The organism is Vibrio sp. 10N.222.55.B11 (assembly GCF_041473705.1).
Lineage (GTDB): Bacteria > Pseudomonadota > Gammaproteobacteria > Enterobacterales > Vibrionaceae > Vibrio > Vibrio crassostreae_C.
Genome location: NZ_JBFRST010000045.1, coordinates 1 through 24,252 on the forward strand (window position 1 = coordinate 1; position 24,252 = coordinate 24,252).

Sequence of the window (24,252 nt, forward strand, 5' to 3'; positions counted from 1 at the left end):
CCCATGCTGGGCGTACACAATAATTTAAGCAGATTCGTAATGCTTGGCATTTTCGGTTTGGATCAACTCTAGTGTTTACGGCACAATGCTTTAGGTAAGGTGGTGGCGTTGCTCACTACTTAATTTGGCGTCAGGTGCTCGAAGGAAAAGGTAAGTATGGAAATTGCTTTTCAGCAGATAAACATTGATGATTTCGAATTGTGCGTTGCTGCGAGAAAAGATGCATACTTTTGTAGTTTTGGGCATTACGACGGTTTCGAAGACTTCATCAGTGGTTATCGTGAACGAGTATTAGACCGGTTAGCAACATCAGGATGGTTCTATATCCATATATTTGTGGATGGTCAGTTTGCAGGGCAGTTAGAGTTTCGTAGCTTTTCACCCGAGCCGGAGACTGGCTATGTACATCTCATTTACTTAAAGCCTAATTTTCGTGGTTCAGGACTCGCTGCAAAATTGCAGGATTATATTGTAAGCACTTTGAGTAAAACGGGTTGTTCGCGTGCTGTACTTTCAGTAAGCCGAACTAACCATCGAGCTCTCACATTCTATAAGCGCCATGGTTGGGAGTTTGTGCGCAAGAATCCCAAACACGATGAAACAGACTTTTACCAGCTTTTGCTACGCACCTAACAAACAATTTAATCAGTTATATGCTCGGAGCAAAATATGAAAAAACTATCAATCATCACGCTGGGCGTATCAAATATCGAGTCCTCAGCAAAGTTTTATGAAGCGGTGCTTGGGTTAGAGCGTACAGATTATAAATCTGATGAAATTGTATTCATGAATGTTGATGGTCCGGAGTTAGCTTTATTTTCTAAACCCGAATTAGCTAAAGATGTTGGTGTTGAACCAGATGGTTCAGGTTTTGCCGGTATTACACTGGCTAGAAATGTCGACTCTTCTCGTGAAGTGCTTAGTCTTCTGAACAAGGCAGATGCAAATGGTGGGAAAATCGTAAAGCAAGGGCAGCCTGTGTTTTGGGGTGGTTTTTCAGGTTACTTCTCTGATCCTGATGGGTACTTGTGGGAGATAGCTGTAGGTTCAGAGCTCTATAAAGCAGAAATGGAGCAACGCACATAACAATAGACTATGGTTTCAAGATACTTTTTCATACCTGATCTTGATGCAACTAAGTCATTTAATGTGATTACCGAGGGAGGTTGACGGTCTAAATACCGAAGGATTCTGTCGTTGCTTTATTCATAGTAGTCCACTATTGCAGATTAGTTTCTATTCGATAATTGATTCCTCGGCACGTGCCTCCCGTAACTCTCTTGTATTCAGCTTTTCTTCAAGCCAGATGTTCCTTACTGTTGAGTGACTAATCGAGATGTTAAAACGCTTTCTCATCTCACCACTTATCCTAATAGAGGTTAGGTGAGGCGATTTGAGTGTTAATGAGATGACGATATTTCGAGTCTTTTCATCGATGCGATTATTGTTGTGTGATTGACCATACAGACGTTTCAAAGCAAGTGGGCCATGGGCTTCAAGTAATTGACGGTTGTTGTGAATGCTTTTGACAGAACAACCGCTTTGTCGAGCCGCTTCTCTAACATTCCCTAACTCATTGGCAAGCTCTATAGCCTCGATCTTTTTCTGAACCTCTTCTCCGTATTCTTTCCTAGAGCTAGGCTCAGTAAGCTCTTTAATCGATAACTCTCGGTCGGCAAAATAAGCCGTAAAACCACCATCAAGTTGCTTACGTAGTTCGACTTGTTGACTCACGATAGAGTGCCGTAATGGGGAGGTAATTTGATACATTGCGTTGGCGTAGCTGAAGGTATGATCTCGACGGATTTTTCGATATTCTTTTTGAATACATATCGCGTCAATGTTGAGGTACTTCGGAACGGGTGTATGCTCAGAGCGCATTAATTTGGCGTTGACTGTGAGGGTCGTTGCCCAATACTCAGGGATGAAGGTATTTTGTAGGTAGTTATTTGCACTGATCATATCAGTAACCCCAGCCAGCCTTAACTCAGGGACTAGACGATCTTGGAACGTATCAAAAGCACGTTCGATGCGACCCTTGCCTTGAGGCGAATTGGCAAAAATAATTTCTATACCCAGCTCTTCACAGGCTCGTTGCATCTGGGAGAAGTGGCAACGTTTTGGTCCACCGAAGATGCCCGCTCTATCGACATAAAGAGTCTTAAAAAGCCCTTTTTTCTTGATATAAGTTTTCATTACTTTGAGGCACCCTTCGGTGGTTTCTGAAGGAAAAAACTCCGCATGAACCTCACTGGTTGCATCATCAATCATGGCGATAAGACAGGATTTTTATCACCGAACCAAAGGTGCGGACTGCCGTCCATTTGCAGCATTAAGCCTTCGGCTTCCATACGCTCACGTCGTCTTCTTACCTTAGAACGTCGATGTTTGGCTCGTTTTACATGATGGATTTCATGTGCCCAGGTACGAAGCGTCTCCCGTTTTACTTTGATGCCTTCAAATACCTCTAACATATCGGCGAGATGAAGCATGTTAAAGTCGTAATACTTGGCCTTTATAAGAGCTTGAACTTGTTGCTTTAAGGTAATGGGGATTTTATTAGCGGGTGCCCTTCCTGTGTTGCCATGAACCACAAATCGGATACCATCAGAGCGATATCGCCTGAGATAACGTTCAATGGTTCTGCGAGACTTATTGAGGAGCTTAGAGGCATTAGTAATTGAGATTTTACCGAGAGCAACTTTTGCGATGATATCCACGGTAAGCTGAGATTGAGTATTCATAACGATCATCCTATACACCCCTGACTAATTCGTAGCACTAGTCAAAGGATTACGTAAAAATAGAGACCGTCAATTTCCCTCGGTAATTAAGCGAATGACAAAGTCGCTTGGTAGTTACGATACGACAGAATCGCTTGGTGATCACAGCAACTAAGTCATTTAAGCTAACAAGGTTTTGCCCCAAAATCACTTAGATTAAAGACTCTACACTATTAAGAGGGCGTGCGTTTACCCTACTAAAACTTATTCGATTGAGCTGATAACTCATCATTCCGTTACTAGGTGACATCTTGTACGCTAACTCCCCTTTATGTGGCATAAGGTATTGATTGTCAGTTGAGTTAATATGAAAATGAATGCCTCACCTAAGGATGAAAGACAACAATTTGTTGTCTAATAAGCGTTAGGGCTCTAGGAGAATACGGTGTTAAACAAAGATATCGCTAAATTTTCATACAAGTGCATGTCCGATTCTAAATGGAGAAAACTGTTCGGGGTTGTTAATGACTCAAGTTTGAAAATCGTACAATGTACGTGGAAACTTGTGGGTGAACAGCAATGCCGAAATGGCTTCGTTCCCGATTTAGAACAACTTGGTGACAATTATGTAGGCGACTGCGGCGCTTTGAATGGTCCTTTTGAATTCAGGCGTATTGAATGGCTTTTATTGCCTCATCGAGTTGAGTTTAAGCCATATAAAAATGCACCAACGCAATACAAAACGCAGGATTTAACGCCAATATTAGAGCATTTAAATATGCTCGGGAGTTTCGAAGTAGAGATGGACAAGGTAGGGTTGAGAATATATGGCTACAAGCCCTAACAAATAAGGATTAAGCGTTGCGTAGCCAACGTTAAATCCCAAGAGTTGAACAAGCCCGAGCCTCTATATAAGTAAATTGTGCGTCCTGCACGTCATTTTTACTATTTGCCATACCTGCACTTATTGATGATTTGCTAATTTAGAAAAAGTACTAGCACGTTTCTGTCCAAAAATGAGTTTCAGAAGCATCGTTTAATCAAGCCAGGTGAGTGCCTTATCAAACCCCTCTGGCGTTATATTGATGTACCAATCTAGCTCCACTTTTTTGCGCATGACCAGTCCACACTCTTCAAGAGCTTTACATGAAACTCGGAAGTTGTTCGGGTGAATATCTCTCCCAAGCACTTGATTGACGGCCAGGTTGATGACGGTTGACTTACCTTATTTTACTCCTTTGATGAACGCCTTGGCCAAACATCTTAAGACCTCTTTCTGAACTTGGCTCATTATTGCTTTTTTCATTCTCTCTGCCTCTTAATCATTGCAACAATAATTAAATTAAAATTCTGAAAATTTATTTATTTTATCAAGGGTAGGTTCGTGCTGGCTGCTATATGCTTGCATGTAGAGTCAGTATGAAGCCGACAGAACGAAGCAACGTCAGTCAGCTCTTTACTCATTTAAAGAACAGCTTTATTCGCGATTCTAAAGAGAGATATTTTTTCCTAAAACCTTATAGACCGTAGTCCTACTGCACTCTAACTCTTTACTGATCGCATGCTTGTTCATTCCTCGGTCTGCAAGCTCTTGAGTACGCGTATGAAGCGTCTTATTAGGAAATCGGCCAAGATGCCGTCCTTCAGAGGGATTTAGAAGAAGAGAGTGAGTGATTTTTGCGATCTCGTAGCTATTAGAGAAAGGAAGTGTGCAAAAACCACTCAAAAGTTGGCTATAACATATTGTGCATTAAACACAAAAACGACTCCTTATTGAGAGCCGTTTTTATTGGGATTCTACTTTTACTATTTGGTGTTCTTTATATTTTTCTCATTAACAATTAAGCTTGTGTTTTAAATGGGATAATTGGTGTTTCTATTTCCATGCTTTCAGCTTCCCAAGTATCTAATTTAGCTTGCATCATAATCCAAATGCCAACGCCAGTTCCGGTCGTTTCTGCTAGGCGTCTAGCCATTGCATGTGAGCATTTGGCTTTACCGTTAACAAATTCACTTAGTGCTTTTCTTGTTACACCTAAGTTCACTGCTGCTTCGGTAATTGATATTCCTCTTTCATCCAAAATAGTGTGTTTAAAAAACTTACCTGGATGTGATGGTTTTCTCGTCATTCTCATTTCTACTCTCCTAAAGCCTACCTTGTATGTAACGAGATAGACTAAGGTCACATATATCGTGACCCGTAACCTAATCTTTTATTAGGCAGCTATCGGGCTTTTATTTTTTTCCCGTGATAATCGATATAATCAAGAAATTCAGCGCCTTCATCTTGTATTTGAAAAGTTATTCGCCAATTTCCATTAACTTTTATACTGTAAACCCCTTTACCAGAACCTTTCTTTTCAGAAAATTTATCTCTATAAATTGCTTTCAGATCTTTAGGGTGGTGTGAAGCATCGACAGCATCCAGTATAAACGCAATGCTATCGATGTGATTTGGGTTTAAGCCACTTTCGTTTCCGTCATAGTAAAATTGCTTAAGCCCTTTATGCGAAAAATTTTTGATAGCCAAAATGAGATCCTCCATAGGCAGTTGTTAAATATTTTCATTAAGCTAATGATATCCATTTGATATTCCTTTTTAATTTTTTTTGTTATCAAAGAACTCGTACCTAGCTATTGAATATATTTTGCCTACGCAGTTCACATAGAGGTCGGTATTTGCAACCTTTACAATGTAACCCGTAACGTAACAGGTGTCAATCATTTATCTTTACACCTTCTAGAACTTTATAAACAGTAGTTCGACTGCATTCTAACTTTTTACTGATCGCATGTTTATTCATACCTTGCTCTGTAAGGTCTTGAATGCGTTGATGAAGACTCTTATCAGGAAATCGCCCGAGGTGCCTACCTTCAGAGCGTGCACGCTCCCTTCCCTCATTACAGCGCTGTAAGATTCGTTTTCTTTCCATTTCAGCAAACGCCGATATGGTCGTGTAAATAACTCGACCTACATCGCTATTGATATCTAAATCCCCCAAGTCATGAAACACCAAACCCGCTTTCTTTTGCGCTAGTTGATCGGCAATTTGCAAAGCATCGATGGTATTTCGAGCAATGCGGTCGACTTTGGTAACATGAATAACATCTCCCTCCCTTGCAAAATCCAGCAACAGGTTAAGCTGTTCTCTATCAGAGGATTTACCGCTCGCTTGCTCTTGGTAAATTTTTTCACAACCAAGACGTTTAAGTTGTTCAAGTTGAACATCGGTATCCGCCCCACGAACCCACGGGGCGACTTGTCAGTGTTTGAAGTTCCAAGGTAGGAGTGCGTCGATATCAGGCTCTGCTTTCGCCAACTCTTTCATGCACTTGACTAGGTAGTCGTAGAGAATAAGGCCGTTGGCTTTCGCGGTCTCGATGATGCTGTAAAGCATCGCGCTCGCATCAGCACCGTTTGGTGTGTTAGAGAATAGCCAGTTCTTCCTGCCAATAACCAGCGGTTTAATTGCGCGTTCAGCGCGATTATTATCGATAGATAAGTGGCCATCGTCGATATAACGAGTGAGCTTTGACCACTGCCCGAGCGTGTATTTTATCGCTTTGCCCAGTGGGCTAGAGCCTATCACCTTCTGGGTTGTCATCCATTGGTAAAGCTCATCCAGTATCGGCTTGGCAAGTGCTTGACGCTCTGCTTTTCGCTCTTCGGCAGGCGCACCTTTTAAGCGCGATTCTATCCCGTAGAGTTTTTGGATTTTAGCCAGCGCTTTATCGGCCTTGCCCGACTTACCTTTCCCTTGAAGCTTCTTCGCGTCCATGAACTTGCGACGAGCATGCGCTAAGCACCCCACATTGGTGACTTGATGAAGTCCATCATAAGCAGCGTAGCCATCGGTTTGTAGATAACCATTGTAGTCACCTAAAAAGGCAATAGGGCACGCCCTCGCGCGACTGTTTTGATAGTCGTACAAGGCGATATTTTTCACATTAGGCAGTGCGGCTTCGGGCGAGTCAGCGCCCGAGCAGTAGAGCCACATATAACACTTCTTCTCTTCCTTGAGCACATTGAGCGGCGTTTCATCCGCCTGAACCACCACTTGCTGAACTAGGTACTTCTTCAAGGCTGCATACAGCGGGGCGAACTTCTCGCTGACTTGGATAACCCACCTTGCCATGGTGGTGCGTGATAACTCGATACCCGACTGGGTAAACAGCGATTCTTGGCGATAAAGTGGCATCGCATACTGGTATTTGCCAAGAATGATGTTGGCCAGCAAGCTTTCTGTGGCGAAGCTTTTAGGGATGAGACTCTGAGGGGATGGCTTCTGAACGATATGGCTGCTGTCGCCTGTTTTCTCGCACTGGCGGCAAGCGTACTTAGGGCGAACATATTCCAACACCTTGAGTACCGCAGGCGTGAACTCTAGCTTCTCGCTGCGGTCTTCACCGATTTTATGCAGGCCATGATTACAACAAGAACACTGCTTTTCATGGTCGTCTAAATCGAGTTCGATAACCTCACGAGGTAAGGTCTTAGGCAGAGGTTTACGTTTACCACGCTTTTTCGTTGTGATCGTAGTTGTCACCTCAACTTCTTCTTCCTTAACGGCTTCACATTCCGCTTCGTTGAAGAGGTCACCTTGTGATTCATCGTAAGGCTTTAACGCCTCCGAGCGTTTAGCGAACTGGCGGTCGAAGGCGAGTTTGAGTTGTTCAAGCAGCGATTGGCGCTCTTGTTGCCATTGCGATTCCTTCTGCTCTTGCGAGAGCATCAGGGCTTTCACCATCGCTTGTAGCTCGGCAATATCTTGGCTTTCTGGGTTGATATTTGGCGTCTTTTTCATGGCATTGATTATACTAAAATCGTGCCGTTAACGCTTGGTATATAAGGCTTTATTCTCGATTAGCTCATTGTAAAATCGTTTATTTTTACGGGTTCATGGCCGATAATTGTGAAGCCAGAAAGCAGTCTATCAAGCTCAAATTGAGTGAGGGTAAACACCTGATTTTTCTCTTTTGAAGGCCACTTATACTTGGCTTTTTCAAGGCGTTTATACCAGAGGGCGAAGCCTGTTTTATCCCAGTACAGTACCTTAATCTTATCGCGCTGTTTATTGGTAAACAGGAACAGCGCACCGCTGCCAAGAGGTAAGTCCGTATCATTTTCGATAATCGCTGCAAGACCGTTGATGGACTTTCTAAAATCGACGCTTTCACGATAAAGGTAAATGTCTGGAGCGCTGAGCATACCTTTCATGACAACGCTCCAATGAGTTCAGCAAGATAGGTCGCTGGCGTACCTTGAGGAATGCTCAGCTCCACATCATTGATGAGAAGTGTCATGTTAGCCGTAGCTATCTGGGCCTGATACTTGGTTGTCTTTTCGACGATTTCGGCTTTAACAAATCCGACAGATTCCGATTGGTTTACTGTTTGGAGTTGACGCCGCTTGGCGAAGAACGTGGATAAACTCAGTCCATGCTCTTCGCAAAAAGCGCGTTGGGTAACACTGCTGCTCTCATATTGTTCAAACAGTGATTGCCATTCTAGGTTGGTGCGTCGTTTTGCCATTTCAACTCTCCTTTGGGTTGGAGAGTTGATCTTATTCTTCGCGCTGAAAGATTAGAATGCGGGGTTTATGGCGCGTTTACGAACATCGAGCGTTTGGTCTTGGGTGCTAACACGAGCATAACCAATTTTCATGGAATGAACCTTAAAGTGAACTTAAAGATATTGATACACAAGTGTACATGTTCACTTTAAATTATAAAGATTAACTGAACAGTTATTAAATGATTGTGAGCAATGTCCATAAAGTTACTAGCCCAGCGATGAACAATGGCTAAAAGCAGCCAACGAAAAGCTCTACAACGCTCTGACATGCGGTAGTTGCAGCTCTTGCTTAGTTAAGACTTACTGAAATTGCTTCATCAAACGTTGTAATGCTTTTATTCGATCAACCAATACGCCCGTGCGTTCGATTGATGTTTGAGAGGTCGCTGAAGTTTCGTTTGCTAGTGCTTTGATGTTTGAAACGTTACGATTTACTTCCTGAGTTACTATCGCTTGTTGGTCAACCGCTGTGGCGATTTGCATGCTACTGTCTGAAACCATGTTTAGCTTATCAGAAATAGCTTGTAAGACATTACCACTCTCATTTGCTTGCTCTTTGCATCGAACTGACAACTCACCACCTTTCTCCATTGAATTAACGGCACGGTTTGCTGTTTGCTGAAGCTGTGCAATCATAGAGTGAATTTCATTCGCAGACTCGCCTGTTTTCGAAGCTAGGTTCCGTACCTCATCGGCAACAACTGCGAAACCACGACCAGCTTCACCAGCACGGGCTGCCTCAATTGCAGCATTTAGAGCAAGAAGATTGGTTTGCTCTGAAATAGTTGTAATTAGCTTAAGAATCGTTTCAATTTGTTGGCTGTCTTGTGCAAGTTGGGTGATGATAGAACGAGTCTGTGCCAGTTCATGGGTTAATGAGTTGATCTCATTAATTGTGCTCTTAATACTTCGAAGTCCTTCTTTTGATTCATTATCTGCTTCCTCAGCTAGTTTGGAGGCATTGCCCGCTGATTTGGCCACATCATCAATCGAATGGCTAAGTTCTTCAATAGCAGTAGCTACTTGTTCAGTTTCATGGCATTGGCGGTCGAGGCTTTGTCCTACGGATTGAATGGTGCCGAGCTCGTCTTCAGCAGAAAGTAAGATATCACCTGAAGTTTCTGTTGCTCTGGCACAGACCGCGCGAAGTTCAGCACTTTTCATCATTAGTGCTAATTCAAGGCGCGAGTAATCATCAAAGTGATCTGCGTATAGCATTTCCATCAGGGGGTTGTCATAGATCGACTTTGCCAACTCTTTAGCGATGTTGAAGCGGTGTCTCTGTATAAACACCAGTGACATTAAAATCGTACTGATAAGCGCTATCGATAAGGCAGGAATGGTCGGTTGTATCGTCGCTGATGCTATAGAAATAAGAGCGAGAATGGTACTAAAGGCAGCTGCAATATTGTGAAACGCGACTCTTGGCTTAACTTTATAAGCGCCAGTATTTATTTTTTGATAGAGCTTGGTTGCTCGATCGGTCTGCGCTTCGGTAGGCTTAGTTCGAACAGATTGATACTCAATTGTAGAGCCATCTACACCTTTGATAGGGGTGACGAAAGCAGATACCCAATAGTGCTTTTCTCCCTTACATTGATTTTTTACTAGTCCCATCCAGCTTTTGCCAGATTGAAGATAGTCCCACATCTGTCTAAATGCCGCTTTTGGCATATCTTTGTGGCGTACCAAATTGTGAGGGTTGGCAATCAGTTCTTCTTCACCATATCCAGCTATATCGCAAAACTCCTGGTTAGCATAAGTTATGTAGCTTTTAGGATCGGTGGTTGATATTAAATTTGCTGATTCTGGATAGTCATTGTTGAGCTGTTTGTCGTTCACTATTAACGGGTCTCTCTATTTCTTATATCTAGAACATCTGCGTCATCGAAATATATGTCTTTACCATTCGATGCTTGCTACATTCATAACTTATAAGCATTTATGCTACGCTATACATAAGTGTTTGAAATATGATGTAGATCAAATAGTAGACTTATTTATAAAAAGCTTAATGAATCACCTCAAAACTGTCGGCAAGCGGACAGATGGTAGCGACTAAAAGATAGTCGTACCGAGCACTAAGGAAGTTTGGCAAAGAGAGAATAAACTAAGAACAAAATCTGAAATTGAAGCATGGATTAGATTCCTCATTCTCGCGAAGGGAAAGCCTCCGAAGCTACTAGATTCAATGAAATAGTATTTACTCTAGCTTGCTTTGTGGCATTTTCGAGCTAGAAAATGCCATGTGTTAAAATTCAGATTGTGACGTTTTTGGATATTTCTGTGTCAGTGATTTTGCTAAATTAGCAACTCATGAATAACTACAGGTATGGAAAGTCATTGACTTGGTGCCCAGCGTGAATAGACCAGTTCAAGGCGCAATGCCCCTCTTTACTTAATAAAGTGGCTTCGGGCTTGTTCAACACTAGGGATTTAGGGTTGGCTGCGCAACACTTTAATCCTTATTTGTTAGCGGTTTTGTCGCAAATCTAGTTAGAGGCGTGACAGACCAGCTCTACAGATACAATTATATTACGAGTGCGTAGAATCTCTCAAAGGCCATCTGACCTTCAACATCTATCTGCTCTTGTTTATACATCGTCCACACTTCTCGTCCATGCAAACTTGCCAAGGCTCCTTCCATTGACTTCCAACCTAGTGCTTGACGTGTTTTCTGCTTCACCCATACGCCACGAGTCAGACACCGGCTTCTTTCTACGCCTCCCTCTATGCTCCAATACTGGTGTAAATTTGATAACCCAACGATTAATAGTAGCGTGATCCACAACGACTCCGCGCTCTAATTGTATCTCTTCAATTTCACGATAACTGAGTTTATAGGCGAGATAATAACGTACGGTTTCGAGAATAACTTCAGAGGGAAAGTGGCAGCCTTTAAACATTAAGAATCAGTATCATGAATAGAAATTAAGCAAATCTTAACTTAAAGGCTCAAAGTTTGCGACAGAACCGAGATTTGATATAACGTCTAAGCGTGTGTGAAGCCAAAGTCTAATTGGCAACCACACGCCTTAGCGTATTTCATTAATGTTTTAATAGTGGGGTTTCCTGTTCCCTTTTCGAGCCTAGAAACATTAGATTCTTTAGTACCCATGCGCTCTGCTACTTCTTGCTGGGTTAGCCCCGAAGACTCACGCATAGAAAGGAGAGTATTGATAAACTTAAACTCTGGCTCAAGCGCGTCATACTCTGCTTTCACTTTGGGGTTCGATAACGCTTTTTTCTTTAGAGATTGTAAGCTACTCATTTTTTAACCTCTTTCATTCTTACTTTGGCTAAAGTTATGTCTTTCTTAGGTGTTTTCTGGCTCTTTTTAACAAAAGCATGAAGCACGTTGATATTTTTACCTTCTAAATAACAGAACAGGCCACGACCAATACAATACCCTCTTGAGCTTTCACTCGAATCTCAAACAGTCCATCACCCATTGATTTTGTGTGGGGTTCTCCAAGGTTTGCCCCATGTCCCTCCATAAGTTCAAGCAGCTTTAACATTCTTGCTTGCACCTTAGGCGGCCTATCTAAAATAGCTTCTTCGACACCATCATAAAGTTGAAGGTTCCAACTCATCGTTGTGTACCTACGTTTATTATTATAGTTAGGTGAGCTTATCATATATGATAAGCTCACCTATATCAAAAAGCCACATCAGCAATGGCTAATATACATACTGTATTCGTCTCTATCAGCCTCAATGTAGTTTCGAGAGACTTGTTACCTAACATGAAATGAGAACCTCAAACAAACGCTATCGAAAAGGACTCACGATAGAGCAACACATTGAACGACTAACCCAATTCAAATTCCTATCTAAACGCGGGGTCAAAATCATGCTTTCAGGGTATCCGGCCGAATTATACGACTCGCTATTAACGGACTGGCGGACGTATGAGTTTAACGTGATGACACGGGGTGGTGTGAGACGAGAAAAATTGTGGATGAATTACGAAGCCGATAGTTTGCACTGGTCAGCTTATGCAGGGGTTAACTTTACCGACCGACTACGCATTAAACGAAAAGCCCAACGATGGGCTAAAAACTACCAAGCGTTAGAGCCAAAAGAAAGACTAGCAGTGTTGGCCGCTATGATGGAAGTAGAATAGACAGATTTAACTGTGTTGGCCACAGTGCAAAAGTTAGGAAAAAACGCTCCTTTCACTTAAGAGCAGGTAAATGACACACTCTTTGAATGACTCACTTTAGTTTCTCTCAAGATATTCAACCAACTTGACGTACTCTTCTATGGTGAATGGTTCTGACGAATTTAAAACGGTTCGCCTAATGAGCTCCTTGGTCATGTTAAGAGAGCAATTGAGATATTGTTGGGTGACAAAGATCAGTTTCGAAAAAGACGGATTATTGATCACCAACGAATTTTCCCTCTCTACAATCGCTTTGCTGCAATCTTATAAACTTGATTACGCTCACGCTTACCAACTGCCACTACAGAAACAATCACTTCTTGATCTCTCACCTGATAAACAAGTCGATATCCCGCACTTCTCAGTTTTATCTTGTAACAGTCTTGCATGCTGCTTAACTTTGCCGATGACACATATGGATTTTCTAGACGTTCAATCAGCTTCTTTTTAAACTGAGATCTAATGGTGCTATCCAACTTGTACCACTCTTTCTCAGCCTCAACCTTGAAAACTAACTTATAAGTCATCGATGCTGATCTCTATTTCTTCTGAATGTTCACGCTCTTTAACTATCTGAGTAAGCTCAATATCTTCCAGTTTATCCATGAGCATTTCATAAGCATCAGCAGGAACGCAGTAAAATGCAGGTTGATTGCGATTCAATACTGCAACGGGAAACCCATCGGCTTGTTCAATGACTGCCATAGGGTTTTTTTTCAGCTCGCTAATACTAGTTGAGTTGTCAGCGAGAATGGGACGAACAGTTATCATAACTTAATCCTTAATGACCATTTAACAATACCAACAATAAGTCTTTAAGGTTATAAAGTCAAAAAAGACCTGTTAACAGGTCTCAAAAACACACTCGTTATTGTCGATGAGTATAGGCAGGGCATGTGTGCAAATTCCTATTTACACGAAGATACACACACGCTAACGGTGGAAAGCGTAGAAATCAATGTTCTAGATACTGGTGCTACTAGGTTTGGGGGAAAACGGATAAAGCACAAGATCTTGAAAAACACGGTCAGTATGTGCTGGCGACAAGTTATCGTAGCCAAGAAATATCTGTCTATTTTTATGAACTTCGACCATACAATAAGCTTGTCGCTAACAATCTCAAGTATTGATATTAACCCACGACCCGTTAACTTTTTTGGCAACAAGAATGCCCGCTACATCAAATACCTGAATAAGAATTGATTCATTATTTTGAGCGGCATTAGACGCCGACGTTTTTACACCTTTCATTCCTTTCATATAGCCACTGTACTCGTTGAGTATAACATCACCAATAGAAAGCTTAACGTTATAAAAAGCCATATCTACATCTCCTTACGGGACGAATTGAGGTGTAAATCCCTTCTCGATTGCAGAAGCCGCTCATATTTAGCACTCAATGTTCCCCTGTTCATTCCCAAGAACCTTGCGGCTTTGGTTATATTTCCTCTCGTATGTATAACCGTCTCGTCAATAAGAAGCTCCTCAACGACTTTCATCACGTAGCTTAAGTCATGTGTAGCCATTGTAGAGCCTACCTCTACTAACTGAGCTTGGATTAACTCTCTAATTTTTGGTTGATCTATCAAGTGACTATTCCTTCCTATGCAGCAACAAATGAATCACTTCATGCTCATCAACAAAATCGACTTCGACGCGATAAGTGCCTTTGCTTTGTACTGAATCAATCAAAGCTTTTAATCGGTGAGTTTTCACGGTCATTGCCAGTGGTTTGATTTGAATATTTTCAGCATCAAATCCTTTTTCGATTTCTTCCTGCGTCATATATAGGGTATCCACTTCCATTGCTTCATTCGTGTTTTCTAGCATAGAGGGAAATTGGTGTTGTTCAAAAATATCGGTCAGCATGATGTAAAGCTCATCAGCCTGCGAAAAACGGGCTTGATAGCTCAAATTAACGTCATTCATCTCCCACAACCTTTGTTCAAGGTTGCCGCCGGCATGTCGACCAATACTCAGCATCGTTTTAATTTCTTTTCTACAGTTCGCAAATTGGGTCTGTTTAACTTTAGGTTTGATGAACTTCACCAAATATTCATTTCTTTTTTTTACTGTCCAGTACCCACCATCGTTTTTAATCGAACAATACAAAGCAAGAAGCGCGTTGGTCACGAGTTCATTGAAGGCTTGGAAATATTTCAGCTTACGACTCATATTTATACTTAGAGGTTGAGAATAGAGTAATGTTATCAGAAACCTGTTAGCCCTTACAGAATCTGGCTAGAGAGCAAACTATGGCCTGACTGCTGAAATGGTGAATGGTTCTGACAAATTTAAAACGGTTCGCTTAATGAGATCATTGGTGATGTTAAGAGAGCAATTGAGATATTGTTGGGTGACAAAGATCAGTTTCGAAAAAAACGGATTATTGTTCACTAATGGCTTTCTCCCTTTCACTCGAACTTCAGAACGCTCGACCACGTGATCACCCTCTCCGTCCTCGGTACACACCCATTCATTTATATTCAAGTTCAAATCCAATAAGATAGATTTGTGCTGGTTGCTATATGCTTGCATGTAGAGACAGTGCAAAGCCGACAAGCAATCGCGCGTCAGTTTTTACATTCAACGGCAAATTCAAAGTTTAAACGCATAGGTCCAATTAAGCTCCATTATTTTTTCCAGTCACGCCATAAACTTAATGTTTAACTGACTATAACTGTCTGATTAATTGTTTAACTATTTTCATCTAATCATTCCTTGGTTTCCCTATCGAGAGCACCAAAAAGATTTCAGCTTACTTGATATTACTCTCGTCATGAGAGCGTCTAGCTCGCTAGCAAGATCTCGGAAATAAGCCGCCCATAATTTAGTCTGCTTTTTAGACAACTTCACCTCAGCAAGTAACTCATCAATTGAAAACTTTCGCTCTGGGATATCAGGAGAAAGATAAAGAGTCAGCTTTCCCACCTTAGTCATTTCTAGATGGGGAGCCAATTGTAGTGGTCTAATGATCCCGGACACCAAATTAGGTGGTAAAGTCTCCACCATAAAAGAAGACTCCATTTTTATTCTTGATTTTTTAATGCTAACAAAAGATCCCGCATCAGGATCAATTTTTAAATAAAGTCTGATAGCGGTCAGCTAGATTGAAATCAAAAAGCTCTAGTTTTGAGACTTAGAGGGCGAAATCGAGTCGAAATGAAAACGCATCACAAGTGTTTAACATTTAGCAGAAAACTGTAATTAACTTTCAGAAGGGAAATCTAGAGTATGGAAAGAGAAGAGGCTGACTTTCGAGCGGTTGTAGCTAGAGTCGTCCCCTACCGCGCAAAAGCCAGCCTAATTTTGTCAATTTAACATATGCTCGATAATACAATCCAAGAAAGAAGCACCGTACGGTGACTAATTTAGGTTCTGTCGCAAACTTTGAGGATTTAAGTTAAGGTTTGCTTGATTTCTACTCATGAAACTGATTCTTAATGTGTAAGGCTGTCACTTTCCTTCTGAAGTTGTTCTTGAAACCGTACGTTATTATCTCGCCTATAAACTCAGTTATCGTGAAATTGAAGAGATACAGCTTGAGCGTAGAGTTGTTGTAGATCACGCCACTATCGATCCGTCGATAAATTTGGAAACGTGATCGATTACTACCTTAGCCCGAACCGTGGTGAGGCAGCTGCCAAAGCCTTTCTGAATAAGGCCATTGCACAAAATGGTTTACCAAGCAGGTTACAGCCAAGCAATAAACTTGCGCGGGACAAGAGTGAAGAACTTGGCCCCCCTAGTGGCTGCCATACATCCTCAAACAAACAGTCCATTTCCTGGTGTCGTGGGAGAAGCGAACGGCCATGTCATTGATTTTCTACTCTGCGATCGCCATGATGAGAAAGCGGCTCGCGCCTTCTTTACCAAGGCAATCGGCTATAATGGTTTATCGGAAAAAGTGGTTATCGATAAGAGTGGTACCAACGCGTTAGCGCTGCATAACATCAATGTTCAACCCTGGCTGACGGAGAAGAGACTCAACTTGATTGAAGTATTTCAAGTTAAATATCTGAACAATATAGTTGAGCAAAGTCACCGGAAAGTGAAAGGTAAAATACATCAGTGTTTAGGGGGGAATTTGTATGAGAGAGCCAGTTCCACCCTGGCAGGCGTGGAACTGTGGTCGATAATTAAAAACGGACAGCTCGATAATCCTGAAGGCTTATCTGCTTGGGAGCAATTTTACGCACTAGCAGCCTAATTACATCTAAAAACCAGTACACTTATACTTCATCATAATTTTGCGATACAACCCCACATTATACGGCTTTGGCTCTAGAGCTGGTTTTGTTCATTTTACTTTAAATGACTAAAGCGTTGCTCCAAATTGTTCTAACAACTCACGTTGTGCATCGGTTAGATTTTTGGGTATTTCAACTTGAACCTCCACCAATAGATCGCCCGCTTCACCTTTACGACTTGTCACGCCTTTCCCCGTCATCTTGAATTTACGCCCTGTTTGAGTACCCGCTGGAATTTTGAGTTTAAAGCGACTGTCTAACACATTCACCGTAACTTCCCCCCCTAAAGCCGCAGTAACCATATCAACTTTGGTGTGACAAATAATGTCATTACCATCGCGGTCTAGAAACCCATGTGGTCTGGTTTCAATAATGAATAATAAATCCCCCGAAGGACCACCATTAACGCCTAAACCACCTTTACCGGAGTAACGTATCTTTTCACCATCTTTAATACCCGAAGGGATCTTAACTTTGATTTTTTTCTGTTTACCATTGATTAGCAATTCGACCGTTTTTTCAGCCCCTTGAACCACATCAATAAAGTCTACAGTAAGCGTATATTGGTGATCTTGACCTTTTTGTCCGCGTGGGCGCCCGTGTCCACCACGAGTTTGTGAGAAGAGATCCTCAAACCCTCCACCAAAGCCGCCGCCACGTTGGCGGAAGGCATCACTAAAGAAGTCTTCGAACCCACTGTGACCACCAAAACCACGATTCTCAGATTCAGTATGACAAAATTGGTCATACTGAATGCGCTTTTCTTTGTCTGTTAAAATTTCATAAGCATCTTTTACTTCTTTGAAATTCGCTTCTGCTGTCGCATCTCCGGGATTTTTATCGGGGTGATACTTCACCGCCAACTTCTTGTAGGCTTTTTTAATCTCTTTCTCCGAGGCTCCCTTAGATACACCTAGCACGCTGTAATAATCTCGTTTTGACATGCTAAAAACTCACTCAATTTCTCATTCAAACAAAAAAGGGCGTATGAGTGACCTCTTACGCCCTGAATACCAATAAGTTCACGTCTCCATGATACATAACTCAACGTTTAACAGCTCGAAAGCAATTATCCGTCAGTGGCGTTACTTCATTTCTTCAAACTCAGCATCAACAACATCGTCGTCCTGCTTAGGTTGTTCATCAGCTTGCTGTGCTTGTGCTTTCTGTTGAGTAATTTCCATTAGCTTTTGAGCTGCTTGCATAAGTTCTTGAACTTTAGCGTCGATCACTTCTTTTTCGTCACCAGACTTAGCTAATTCTAGAGCTTCGATAACCGCTTCGATTTTAACTTTCTCGTCTGCAGGTAGAGCTTCACCCGCTTCTTCTACTTGCTTCTTAGTACCGTGAATCATTTGGTCAGCTTGGTTACGTGCAATGACTAGCTCTTCGAACTTCTTGTCCGTTTCTTTGTTAGCTTCTGCCTCTTGTACCATTGCTTCGATCTCTTCCTCAGACAAACCACCTGATGCTTGTATCGTGATCTTTTGCTCTTTACCTGTTGCTTTATCTTTAGCAGATACGTTCAGGATCCCATCCGCGTCTAGGTCGAATGTTACTTCGATTTGTGGCATGCCACGTGGAGCTGGTTGGATACCTTCTAGGTTGAACTGACCAAGAGACTTGTTGTAAGTCGCTTGCTTTCGTTCACCTTGAAGAACGTGGATAGTTACTGCGCTTTGGTTGTCTTCAGCTGTAGAGAACACTTGCACCGCTTTAGTCGGGATAGTTGTGTTTTTCTCGATAAGCTTAGCCATTACCCCGCCCATCGTTTCGATACCGAAAGAGAGAGGAGTAACGTCAAGTAGTAAAACATCTTTAACGTCACCAGCTAGCACTGCACCTTGAACAGCAGCACCCATTGCAACAGCTTCGTCAGGGTTCACATCTTTACGTGGCTCTTTACCGAAGAATTCAGTTACTTTAGCTTGAACCATAGGCATACGAGTTTGACCACCCACTAAGATAACGTCAGTGATTTCGCCTACAGATAGGGCAGCATCTGCAAGAGCTACTTTTAGTGGCTCAAGAGAACGTTGAACTAGGTCTTCAACTAGAGACTCAAGCTTCGCTCGAGTCACTTTGATGTTCATGTGCTTAGGGCCATTCGCATCAGCCGTAACGTAAGGTAGGTTTACGTCAGTTTGAGTAGTAGAAGAAAGCTCGATTTTCGCTTTTTCTGCTGCTTCTTTAACACGCTGCATTGCTAGTGGATCAGTTTTAAGGTCGATACCTTGCTCTTTTTTGAACTCATCTACTAGGTAGTTAATCATGCGGTTATCGAAATCTTCACCACCAAGGTGAGTATCACCGTTAGTTGAAAGAACTTCGAAAGTTTTCTCACCTTCTACTTCATCAATTTCGATGATAGAGATATCGAATGTACCACCACCAAGGTCGTATACAGCGATAGTGCGATCACCACCTTGCTTGTCTAGACCGTAAGCTAGAGCAGCAGCAGTTGGTTCGTTGATGATCCGTTTAACATCTAGGCCTGCGATACGACCAGCATCTTTCGTTGCTTGACGCTGAGCATCGTTGAAGTAAGCAGGAACAGTAACAACTGCGCCAGTTACTTCTTCGCCTAGGAAGTCTTCAGCTGTTTTCTTCATTTTCTTAAGAACTTCAGCAGATACTTGAGGAGCAGCCATTTTTTGGCCTTGCGCTTCAACCCAGGCATCACCGTTGTCAGCCTTAACAATGTTGAAAGGCATGATTTCGATATCGCGTTGAACTTCTTCATCTTCAAAACGACGACCGATTAGACGCTTGATAGCGAATAGGGTGTTTTGAGGGTTAGTAACCGCTTGACGCTTCGCAGGTTGACCAACTAGCGTCTCACCTTCAGTGTATGCGATTACCGAGGCTGTTGTGCGTTCGCCTTCTGTATTTTCTAGTACGCGAGGTTTGTCGCCGTCAAGTACGGCAACACATGAATTTGTTGTCCCTAAGTCAATACCGATAATTTTACTCATAATAAGACCTCTCTTATTAAAATTATTTTTTCTAATGCAAAATATGTAATTCTATTCTTCTATATGAGTACAAGCGTTTAAGTCTTGCACTCTAGTGGTGATAAACAGCAATATTTTTAGACAAGGTTAGTAAAATCGAATACTAAAATCACCTTATCCGATCCTGTTTCCCCAGTCATTATTTGTGGATTGAGATCTGACGGGGTTGCATTGCTTCTGGGACTTCACGGACGAGGTCTACGTGCAGCAAACCATTCCCATACTCGCTGCTTTAACGGTTACGTAGTCAGCCATCTGGAATTTACGTTCAAAGTTACGCTCTGCGATCCCTTGATAAAGGTAATTAGGTTTAGTTTCTACAGGCTGAACTTCACCGGAAACGATTAACATATTTTCGTTCTGGGTAAGAGTTAGTGCATCTTCAGAAAAACCAGCTACAGCCATCGTAATACGATAGTTGTTTTCGTCTTTCTGCTCGATGTTGTATGGAGGGTAGCCATTACAAGATGGCTTATTCGTGCTACTCTCCGCTAGGTTAAATAGACGTTCAAAACCAATGGCATGACGGTATAGCGGAGAAAAATCTACATTACGCATAATACTATCCTCATAAATAAGCAATAGTTCTTAGTGTTTAGTACACCAAGACCGGAGACAGACTCTATTGCACCACGTAGGCGCCGTAAGACATATGTTCCAGGTGTTAACAGGTTTAAGGAACTCGCTAATGTCGCATACTACAACGTCAACGTTCCTTGATTACAATTGCCCTAGCTTCCCTAAGAAGGCGAAGTGGGCAACTTAAGAACTTCATCTGTCAGTTCGTTTTTTTAAAATATTATCCCAAGAGAAACCTGTCAATACTAACATTAGGTTTTTTTGGTCGTTTATAAATTGTTAATTTAGCAAAAGCGCTAGCTCGATTCTGTCAGATTCGATCTAACAGGTTCTTCGCTGGCTCATTCCTACACACAACCCAAATCGCGGGCCTGGATCTGTCAGCATATAATGTATTTTAATGTGACACCCTAAGCGCCAAAACGCACATCAAAACAAAACCCTGAGCACTTAAACGTCCCCTCCCCCTTTGTCACAAATCGCAATGCTGGAAATACTGACCCGTAGTTGGTGTACAGAATGATGTGATCCGCTCGCTCGTGAAGAAACCATTCACCAAAGCCAGCGCCATTTAATTCGATGAAAAAGTCACGGATTTCATGGAAAGCAAAACGACGCGACCCCAATAGCGGAAACTGCTGCTTGATAGCTTCAACGAACCCTTGGTCTTTTAACGCTGCGATATCAGCCTGCTGCTCGGGCGATTGACGACGACTGAACATTTTCAAACGCTGGATTTTGGAAACCCAATCAGACTTTTTTTTCGCCTCATCACGACACTTTTTGACTTGAGAGCGCAACTTCAATACCGCCAAAGGACTAGAGATATCATTTTTTGGTGAGCTTTCGTGCCCCAGCGGCGAAACGCTGGTCGATGAATTTGAATTAGAGAGAGTTGGGATTGAGTTTTGTTGCGCCATGAGAATTTCCTTTCTGTTTGAGTATCACTTTTCGGAGCCGCTTGGCTGTCCGCTCTCTCAACATCGTTCTGCTTTGCAAGGGCGCACAGCGGCAAAGCCTCCCTTGAAAAACAGGTTGTGGGGAGAGACGGTTAACAGCCTGCGAACCCAAAAATGAAGCGAGTGAAAGAAATCGGCGCATAAGAAAACAAGCCCTTATTCGAACTTATTCAAAGACAGAGAGATCAACGAGGAGAGAGGACGAGGTGCCTCGAACGAAGAGAGAAGTGCCTTGGGTGATTGTTCTCAGGAACGTAGAAGCTCATCGAGCAGGCTCGATAAAGCAACTCAAGTTGTCGACAGAGGAGCAAAACGAAGGAATAAACCGAGCGGAGCGAGAACGTCCCAGTGAAGAAGCATCAACAACAGAACCACTCTATTAGAGATAAAACGAAGCACACGTGATAAAAATCAAGTGATAACGACCAGAAAATGAACCATGACCTATGTCCTTATACAATTCATCTCACCTTTCTCTTTGAGAAAGCGTTCATACCTCCTTTTTACTGTGCCACGATCGAGTCCCAATACCTTTGCAGCATAAGTATAGTTTCCTAGGGAATGAATCATGCATTCATCCAACAGCCCCCCTCCACCGCTTTCATCACCACACTCATATCAGGATCGCTATTAGAACTGACATAAACCAACAATCGAGCAGCAAGACATTTCCGAACTTTCAACAGATCGACTAGCATTTGCTTTTCAGTCCTATGCAGTAGCAGATGAATAACTTCCTGATCATCAATATGACCCACTTCCACTCGATAGGTTCCTGTACCTTGGACTTTATCAATCAACGTATTTAATCGATGAGTTTTAACCTTCTTAGAAAAAGGTTTCATTTTCTAACACTGAGGCAAAACACTGCTGTTCAAAGAGAGCGGTCAACATGATGTAGAGCTCATCCTAATCAGTGAATTTGGCTTGATAATTGAGGTTAATTTCGTTCATTTGCCATAAATTTTCCTCTAGGTGGCCCTTGGCATTCCTGCCTATACTCAGCATGGTCTTCAGCTCTTTCTTACATTTAGAATATTGAGGCTGTTTTATCTTTGGCTTGATGAACTCTACCAAAAACTCATTTCTTTTTTTTGTAGGCCAATAGGCTTGGCTTTGGTCAAATGAATAATAACGAGAGGGGAGGCGTTTGAAATCGTTTGGTCTATTGCTTGATAGTACTTTAAGTTAAGGCTCATGAATGGTCGCTAACTCTTATAATCCGGTGGAAGAACGTCCGAAAAGCCTGAGCTCAAGGTAGTCAAGGTGATACAACCGCGCCTCAGCCCAAACATAATTAACAATTAAGGCGTGACTTGAACACGCTAAGAATAACAAGGTTAATCTCGTTATTTAAGTTTATTCAGTACGTTGAAGAATTCTTTGAATTCAACCGTAAATAGAGCACCGACTATTACTGGTAGACCGCTATTAAAAGCGGACCTGCTTAAATTTCCCAACGCCGATAGCAGATCGCTCTTTTAAAATCACGTCTAGTGCTCTCTCAAATACGTACTTATTGCCCTTAATTAAGTCTCGTGCACCACCACTGTTAAACCAGATGAAAGAATAATATTCAGAGTAATTTGATAAGGTTGTTTTGAAAACAACCCCCATTGTCCCCGTTTAGACACCCATCAAACTTAAACCTTTATTAATTAAAAATATTCTTTAAAGGTTTAATTTGTATCTTTAGTGCTTTATATTGGTTACATGAAATTAAGGCATTAAGGGCACCCAATGACCACCATCATCGATTCATTAGAACTTGTTTGTGAACGTATGCAGCAAGAGCAGTCAGATCTGAAAGCCGTTATCAAAGAGCGTATGCAGATCAAAGTAACTGATACAGAAATTGAGGGGAGTGTCGATAGGCTTATCTATAATCACTCATTGAAGAAGAAAGAGCTTCAAGAGCTGTTTGGCTTATCTCGTGTGACCTTCAATTCTAGAATAGATGAAGCAACCGAGCAGGGCGTCGTTGGCGCTCCTATTATCCAAGGACGCACTCACCTGTATAATCGCTTCGACGTCGCCAATATGATGGAGTTCATGAACTTTCCTAAGTACAACCAGCGCTTTGAACCGACAACCGTTGTAGTGGAAAACCATAAAGGGGGCACTGGCAAATCCACCACGACAGTAACCCTAGCGACCACTGCTGCGCTTGATCTTAATCTTAATGCACGCTGCCTAGTGATAGATTTAGATCCCCAAGGCTCAACAGGCCAAAACCTGATTCATCAAGCCGACGATGAATCAGTCTACATGACAGCTGTTGATATCGCGCTAGCAGGCCAAGAGCCCGAAGGTGATTTTTCTCAATACCTTAATGACTACCGTTATGACGAGTTAGTTAAAGCGATTCCGTTTAAGACTCACCTCCCTAACTTAGATGTGATTCCTGCCTTCCCATCAGACGAACGCTTTGTCGATTCTTACTGGGGGCAAGATGAAATAGGTCAACGGAATTTGCTGAGTGTGTTGCGTGAAAAAATCTTACCCATACTTAAAGAAGAGTACGACCTAATCTTCATCGATACGCCCCCACAGAACTCTCCAATTCTCTGGGCAGTGAATGAGGCGGCTGATGCGGTCTTGATTCCAGTCACCCCACGAGAGTTTGATTTTGCCTCAACGAGTAACTACATGGCCACTATGCCAGGTACATTTAGAGCATTACCATCACAAGGAAAAAATTTAAAGTGGGCTAAATTGCTTCCAGTGAACTTCGATGAGAAGAGCGCTCATGAAGTTAAAGTGTTTGATAAATTGCTGCGGGCGGCGCAAGGGCATTTGTTATCAACAGCGATCCGTCACTCTGAAGCGTTTGTCGCGGCTGCGGAAAGCAACCGTACAGTACTGGATATTCGAAAATCAGAGCAGATTTGTAGTGGTAAGCAATTTGATTTAGCTATGACATCGGTGAATGCCGTGTACCACCAATTCATCACTGAAATTAAGCAGCTAGCAACAAAAGGGCTATAA

Annotated in this window: 22 protein-coding genes and 7 pseudogenes; 6 read left to right on the forward strand and 23 right to left on the reverse strand. The window is 42.2% G+C overall.

The window, feature by feature from the left end:
• Window positions 1-156 precede the first annotated feature (156 nt).
• Both AB4503_RS16510 and AB4503_RS16515 read left to right on the forward strand, forming a co-directional pair.
• Window positions 157-633, forward strand: a complete 477-nt coding sequence (locus tag AB4503_RS16510; RefSeq protein ID WP_102573270.1) for an N-acetyltransferase — start codon at window positions 157-159, stop codon at window positions 631-633.
• 36 nt (window positions 634-669) lie between these two features.
• On the forward strand, window positions 670-1,086 hold the full coding sequence (locus AB4503_RS16515) for a VOC family protein (RefSeq protein ID WP_305368090.1): 417 nt from the start codon (window positions 670-672) through the stop codon (window positions 1,084-1,086).
• Between the two features lie 150 nt (window positions 1,087-1,236).
• Here AB4503_RS16515 and AB4503_RS16520 read toward each other — a convergent pair.
• Window positions 1,237-2,753 (reverse strand): annotated as a pseudogene (locus AB4503_RS16520) (ISNCY family transposase).
• Between the two features lie 415 nt (window positions 2,754-3,168).
• Between AB4503_RS16520 and AB4503_RS16525 the strand changes: the two are divergent.
• Window positions 3,169-3,567 (forward strand): hypothetical protein, encoded by a 399-nt coding sequence (locus tag AB4503_RS16525; RefSeq protein ID WP_241910949.1) that lies wholly within the window; start codon window positions 3,169-3,171, stop codon window positions 3,565-3,567.
• A 192-nt stretch (window positions 3,568-3,759) separates the two neighbouring features.
• Here the strand turns inward: AB4503_RS16525 and AB4503_RS16530 are convergent.
• From AB4503_RS16530 to AB4503_RS16580, 11 genes and pseudogenes are all read right to left on the reverse strand, one after another.
• Window positions 3,760-4,029: pseudogene (locus tag AB4503_RS16530) on the reverse strand (hypothetical protein).
• Window positions 4,030-4,212: 183 nt separating this feature from the next.
• Window positions 4,213-4,371 (reverse strand): annotated as a pseudogene (locus AB4503_RS16535) (helix-turn-helix domain-containing protein); the annotation flags it as partial.
• A gap of 193 nt (window positions 4,372-4,564) precedes the next feature.
• Window positions 4,565-4,858: a HigA family addiction module antitoxin gene (locus AB4503_RS16540; protein WP_017101335.1), complete on the reverse strand. Its 294-nt coding sequence runs from the start codon at window positions 4,856-4,858 to the stop codon at window positions 4,565-4,567.
• A gap of 89 nt (window positions 4,859-4,947) precedes the next feature.
• Complete coding sequence (locus AB4503_RS16545; protein ID WP_029225531.1) at window positions 4,948-5,253, reverse strand: type II toxin-antitoxin system RelE/ParE family toxin; 306 nt, start codon at window positions 5,251-5,253, stop codon at window positions 4,948-4,950.
• Window positions 5,254-5,440: 187 nt separating this feature from the next.
• A pseudogene (locus AB4503_RS16550) lies at window positions 5,441-5,953 on the reverse strand (recombinase family protein); the annotation flags it as partial.
• Window positions 5,954-5,986: 33 nt separating this feature from the next.
• On the reverse strand, window positions 5,987-7,528 hold the full coding sequence (locus tag AB4503_RS16555; protein ID WP_102556239.1) for an IS66-like element ISVa5 family transposase: 1,542 nt from the start codon (window positions 7,526-7,528) through the stop codon (window positions 5,987-5,989).
• Window positions 7,529-7,587: 59 nt separating this feature from the next.
• Window positions 7,588-7,941, reverse strand: coding sequence for an IS66 family insertion sequence element accessory protein TnpB (tnpB, locus tag AB4503_RS16560; protein ID WP_011154649.1), 354 nt, complete (start codon window positions 7,939-7,941; stop codon window positions 7,588-7,590).
• Complete coding sequence (gene tnpA, locus AB4503_RS16565; protein ID WP_017104947.1) at window positions 7,938-8,255, reverse strand: IS66 family insertion sequence element accessory protein TnpA; 318 nt, start codon at window positions 8,253-8,255, stop codon at window positions 7,938-7,940. The genes tnpB and tnpA overlap by 4 nt, the downstream gene beginning before the upstream one ends.
• Before the next feature lie 342 nt (window positions 8,256-8,597).
• Window positions 8,598-10,139, reverse strand: coding sequence for a PAS domain-containing methyl-accepting chemotaxis protein (locus tag AB4503_RS16570; RefSeq protein ID WP_017100280.1), 1,542 nt, complete (start codon window positions 10,137-10,139; stop codon window positions 8,598-8,600).
• A 1,150-nt stretch (window positions 10,140-11,289) separates the two neighbouring features.
• Window positions 11,290-11,568: a helix-turn-helix domain-containing protein gene (locus AB4503_RS16575; RefSeq protein ID WP_017102026.1), complete on the reverse strand. Its 279-nt coding sequence runs from the start codon at window positions 11,566-11,568 to the stop codon at window positions 11,290-11,292.
• A pseudogene (locus tag AB4503_RS16580) lies at window positions 11,565-11,890 on the reverse strand (type II toxin-antitoxin system RelE/ParE family toxin). Before AB4503_RS16580 ends, AB4503_RS16575 begins: the two are co-directional and overlap by 4 nt.
• Before the next feature lie 368 nt (window positions 11,891-12,258).
• On the opposite strand from AB4503_RS16580, the gene AB4503_RS16585 reads away from it, so the two are divergent.
• Window positions 12,259-12,423: a hypothetical protein gene (locus AB4503_RS16585; protein WP_371693003.1), complete on the forward strand. Its 165-nt coding sequence runs from the start codon at window positions 12,259-12,261 to the stop codon at window positions 12,421-12,423.
• Between the two features lie 281 nt (window positions 12,424-12,704).
• Here AB4503_RS16585 and AB4503_RS16590 read toward each other — a convergent pair whose 3' ends face one another.
• From AB4503_RS16590 to AB4503_RS16610, 5 genes are all read right to left on the reverse strand, one after another.
• Complete coding sequence (locus tag AB4503_RS16590; RefSeq protein ID WP_017100239.1) at window positions 12,705-12,989, reverse strand: type II toxin-antitoxin system RelE/ParE family toxin; 285 nt, start codon at window positions 12,987-12,989, stop codon at window positions 12,705-12,707.
• Window positions 12,979-13,230 carry a type II toxin-antitoxin system Phd/YefM family antitoxin gene (locus AB4503_RS16595; protein WP_198594980.1) on the reverse strand — a complete coding sequence of 84 codons (252 nt, stop codon included), beginning with the start codon at window positions 13,228-13,230 and terminating at the stop codon, window positions 12,979-12,981. The genes AB4503_RS16590 and AB4503_RS16595 overlap by 11 nt, the downstream gene beginning before the upstream one ends.
• A gap of 351 nt (window positions 13,231-13,581) precedes the next feature.
• Window positions 13,582-13,785 (reverse strand): hypothetical protein, encoded by a 204-nt coding sequence (locus AB4503_RS16600; RefSeq protein ID WP_017100241.1) that lies wholly within the window; start codon window positions 13,783-13,785, stop codon window positions 13,582-13,584.
• A 2-nt stretch (window positions 13,786-13,787) separates the two neighbouring features.
• On the reverse strand, window positions 13,788-13,988 hold the full coding sequence (locus AB4503_RS16605; protein WP_102535125.1) for a helix-turn-helix domain-containing protein: 201 nt from the start codon (window positions 13,986-13,988) through the stop codon (window positions 13,788-13,790).
• A gap of 67 nt (window positions 13,989-14,055) precedes the next feature.
• Window positions 14,056-14,637: a DUF2913 family protein gene (locus AB4503_RS16610; protein WP_017100243.1), complete on the reverse strand. Its 582-nt coding sequence runs from the start codon at window positions 14,635-14,637 to the stop codon at window positions 14,056-14,058.
• Window positions 14,638-15,913: 1,276 nt separating this feature from the next.
• Here AB4503_RS16610 and AB4503_RS16615 point away from each other — a divergent pair.
• Window positions 15,914-16,672: pseudogene (locus AB4503_RS16615) on the forward strand (transposase); the annotation flags it as partial.
• Window positions 16,673-16,780: 108 nt separating this feature from the next.
• Here the strand turns inward: AB4503_RS16615 and AB4503_RS16620 are convergent.
• The 6 genes and pseudogenes from AB4503_RS16620 to AB4503_RS16645 all read right to left on the reverse strand — a co-directional run bounded on the left by AB4503_RS16620 (window position 16,781) and on the right by AB4503_RS16645 (window position 22,341).
• The gene (locus AB4503_RS16620) at window positions 16,781-17,656 is read right to left on the reverse strand and encodes a DnaJ C-terminal domain-containing protein (protein WP_102535127.1); all 876 of its coding nucleotides are present in this window, start codon (window positions 17,654-17,656) and stop codon (window positions 16,781-16,783) included.
• Window positions 17,657-17,797: 141 nt separating this feature from the next.
• A complete protein-coding gene (dnaK, locus tag AB4503_RS16625) occupies window positions 17,798-19,687 on the reverse strand; it encodes a molecular chaperone DnaK (protein WP_102258078.1) in 1,890 nt (629 codons plus the stop codon).
• A 178-nt stretch (window positions 19,688-19,865) separates the two neighbouring features.
• Window positions 19,866-20,284 (reverse strand): annotated as a pseudogene (locus AB4503_RS16630) (Hsp20 family protein).
• Window positions 20,285-20,715: 431 nt separating this feature from the next.
• On the reverse strand, window positions 20,716-21,225 hold the full coding sequence (locus AB4503_RS16635) for a hypothetical protein (protein ID WP_102421416.1): 510 nt from the start codon (window positions 21,223-21,225) through the stop codon (window positions 20,716-20,718).
• 605 nt (window positions 21,226-21,830) lie between these two features.
• Complete coding sequence (locus AB4503_RS16640) at window positions 21,831-22,109, reverse strand: hypothetical protein (RefSeq protein WP_017098235.1); 279 nt, start codon at window positions 22,107-22,109, stop codon at window positions 21,831-21,833.
• Window positions 22,110-22,173: 64 nt separating this feature from the next.
• Window positions 22,174-22,341 carry a hypothetical protein gene (locus AB4503_RS16645; protein ID WP_372115407.1) on the reverse strand — a complete coding sequence of 56 codons (168 nt, stop codon included), beginning with the start codon at window positions 22,339-22,341 and terminating at the stop codon, window positions 22,174-22,176.
• 663 nt (window positions 22,342-23,004) lie between these two features.
• Between AB4503_RS16645 and AB4503_RS16650 the strand changes: the two genes are divergently transcribed.
• A complete protein-coding gene (locus tag AB4503_RS16650) occupies window positions 23,005-24,252 on the forward strand; it encodes a ParA family protein (RefSeq protein ID WP_017098231.1) in 1,248 nt (415 codons plus the stop codon).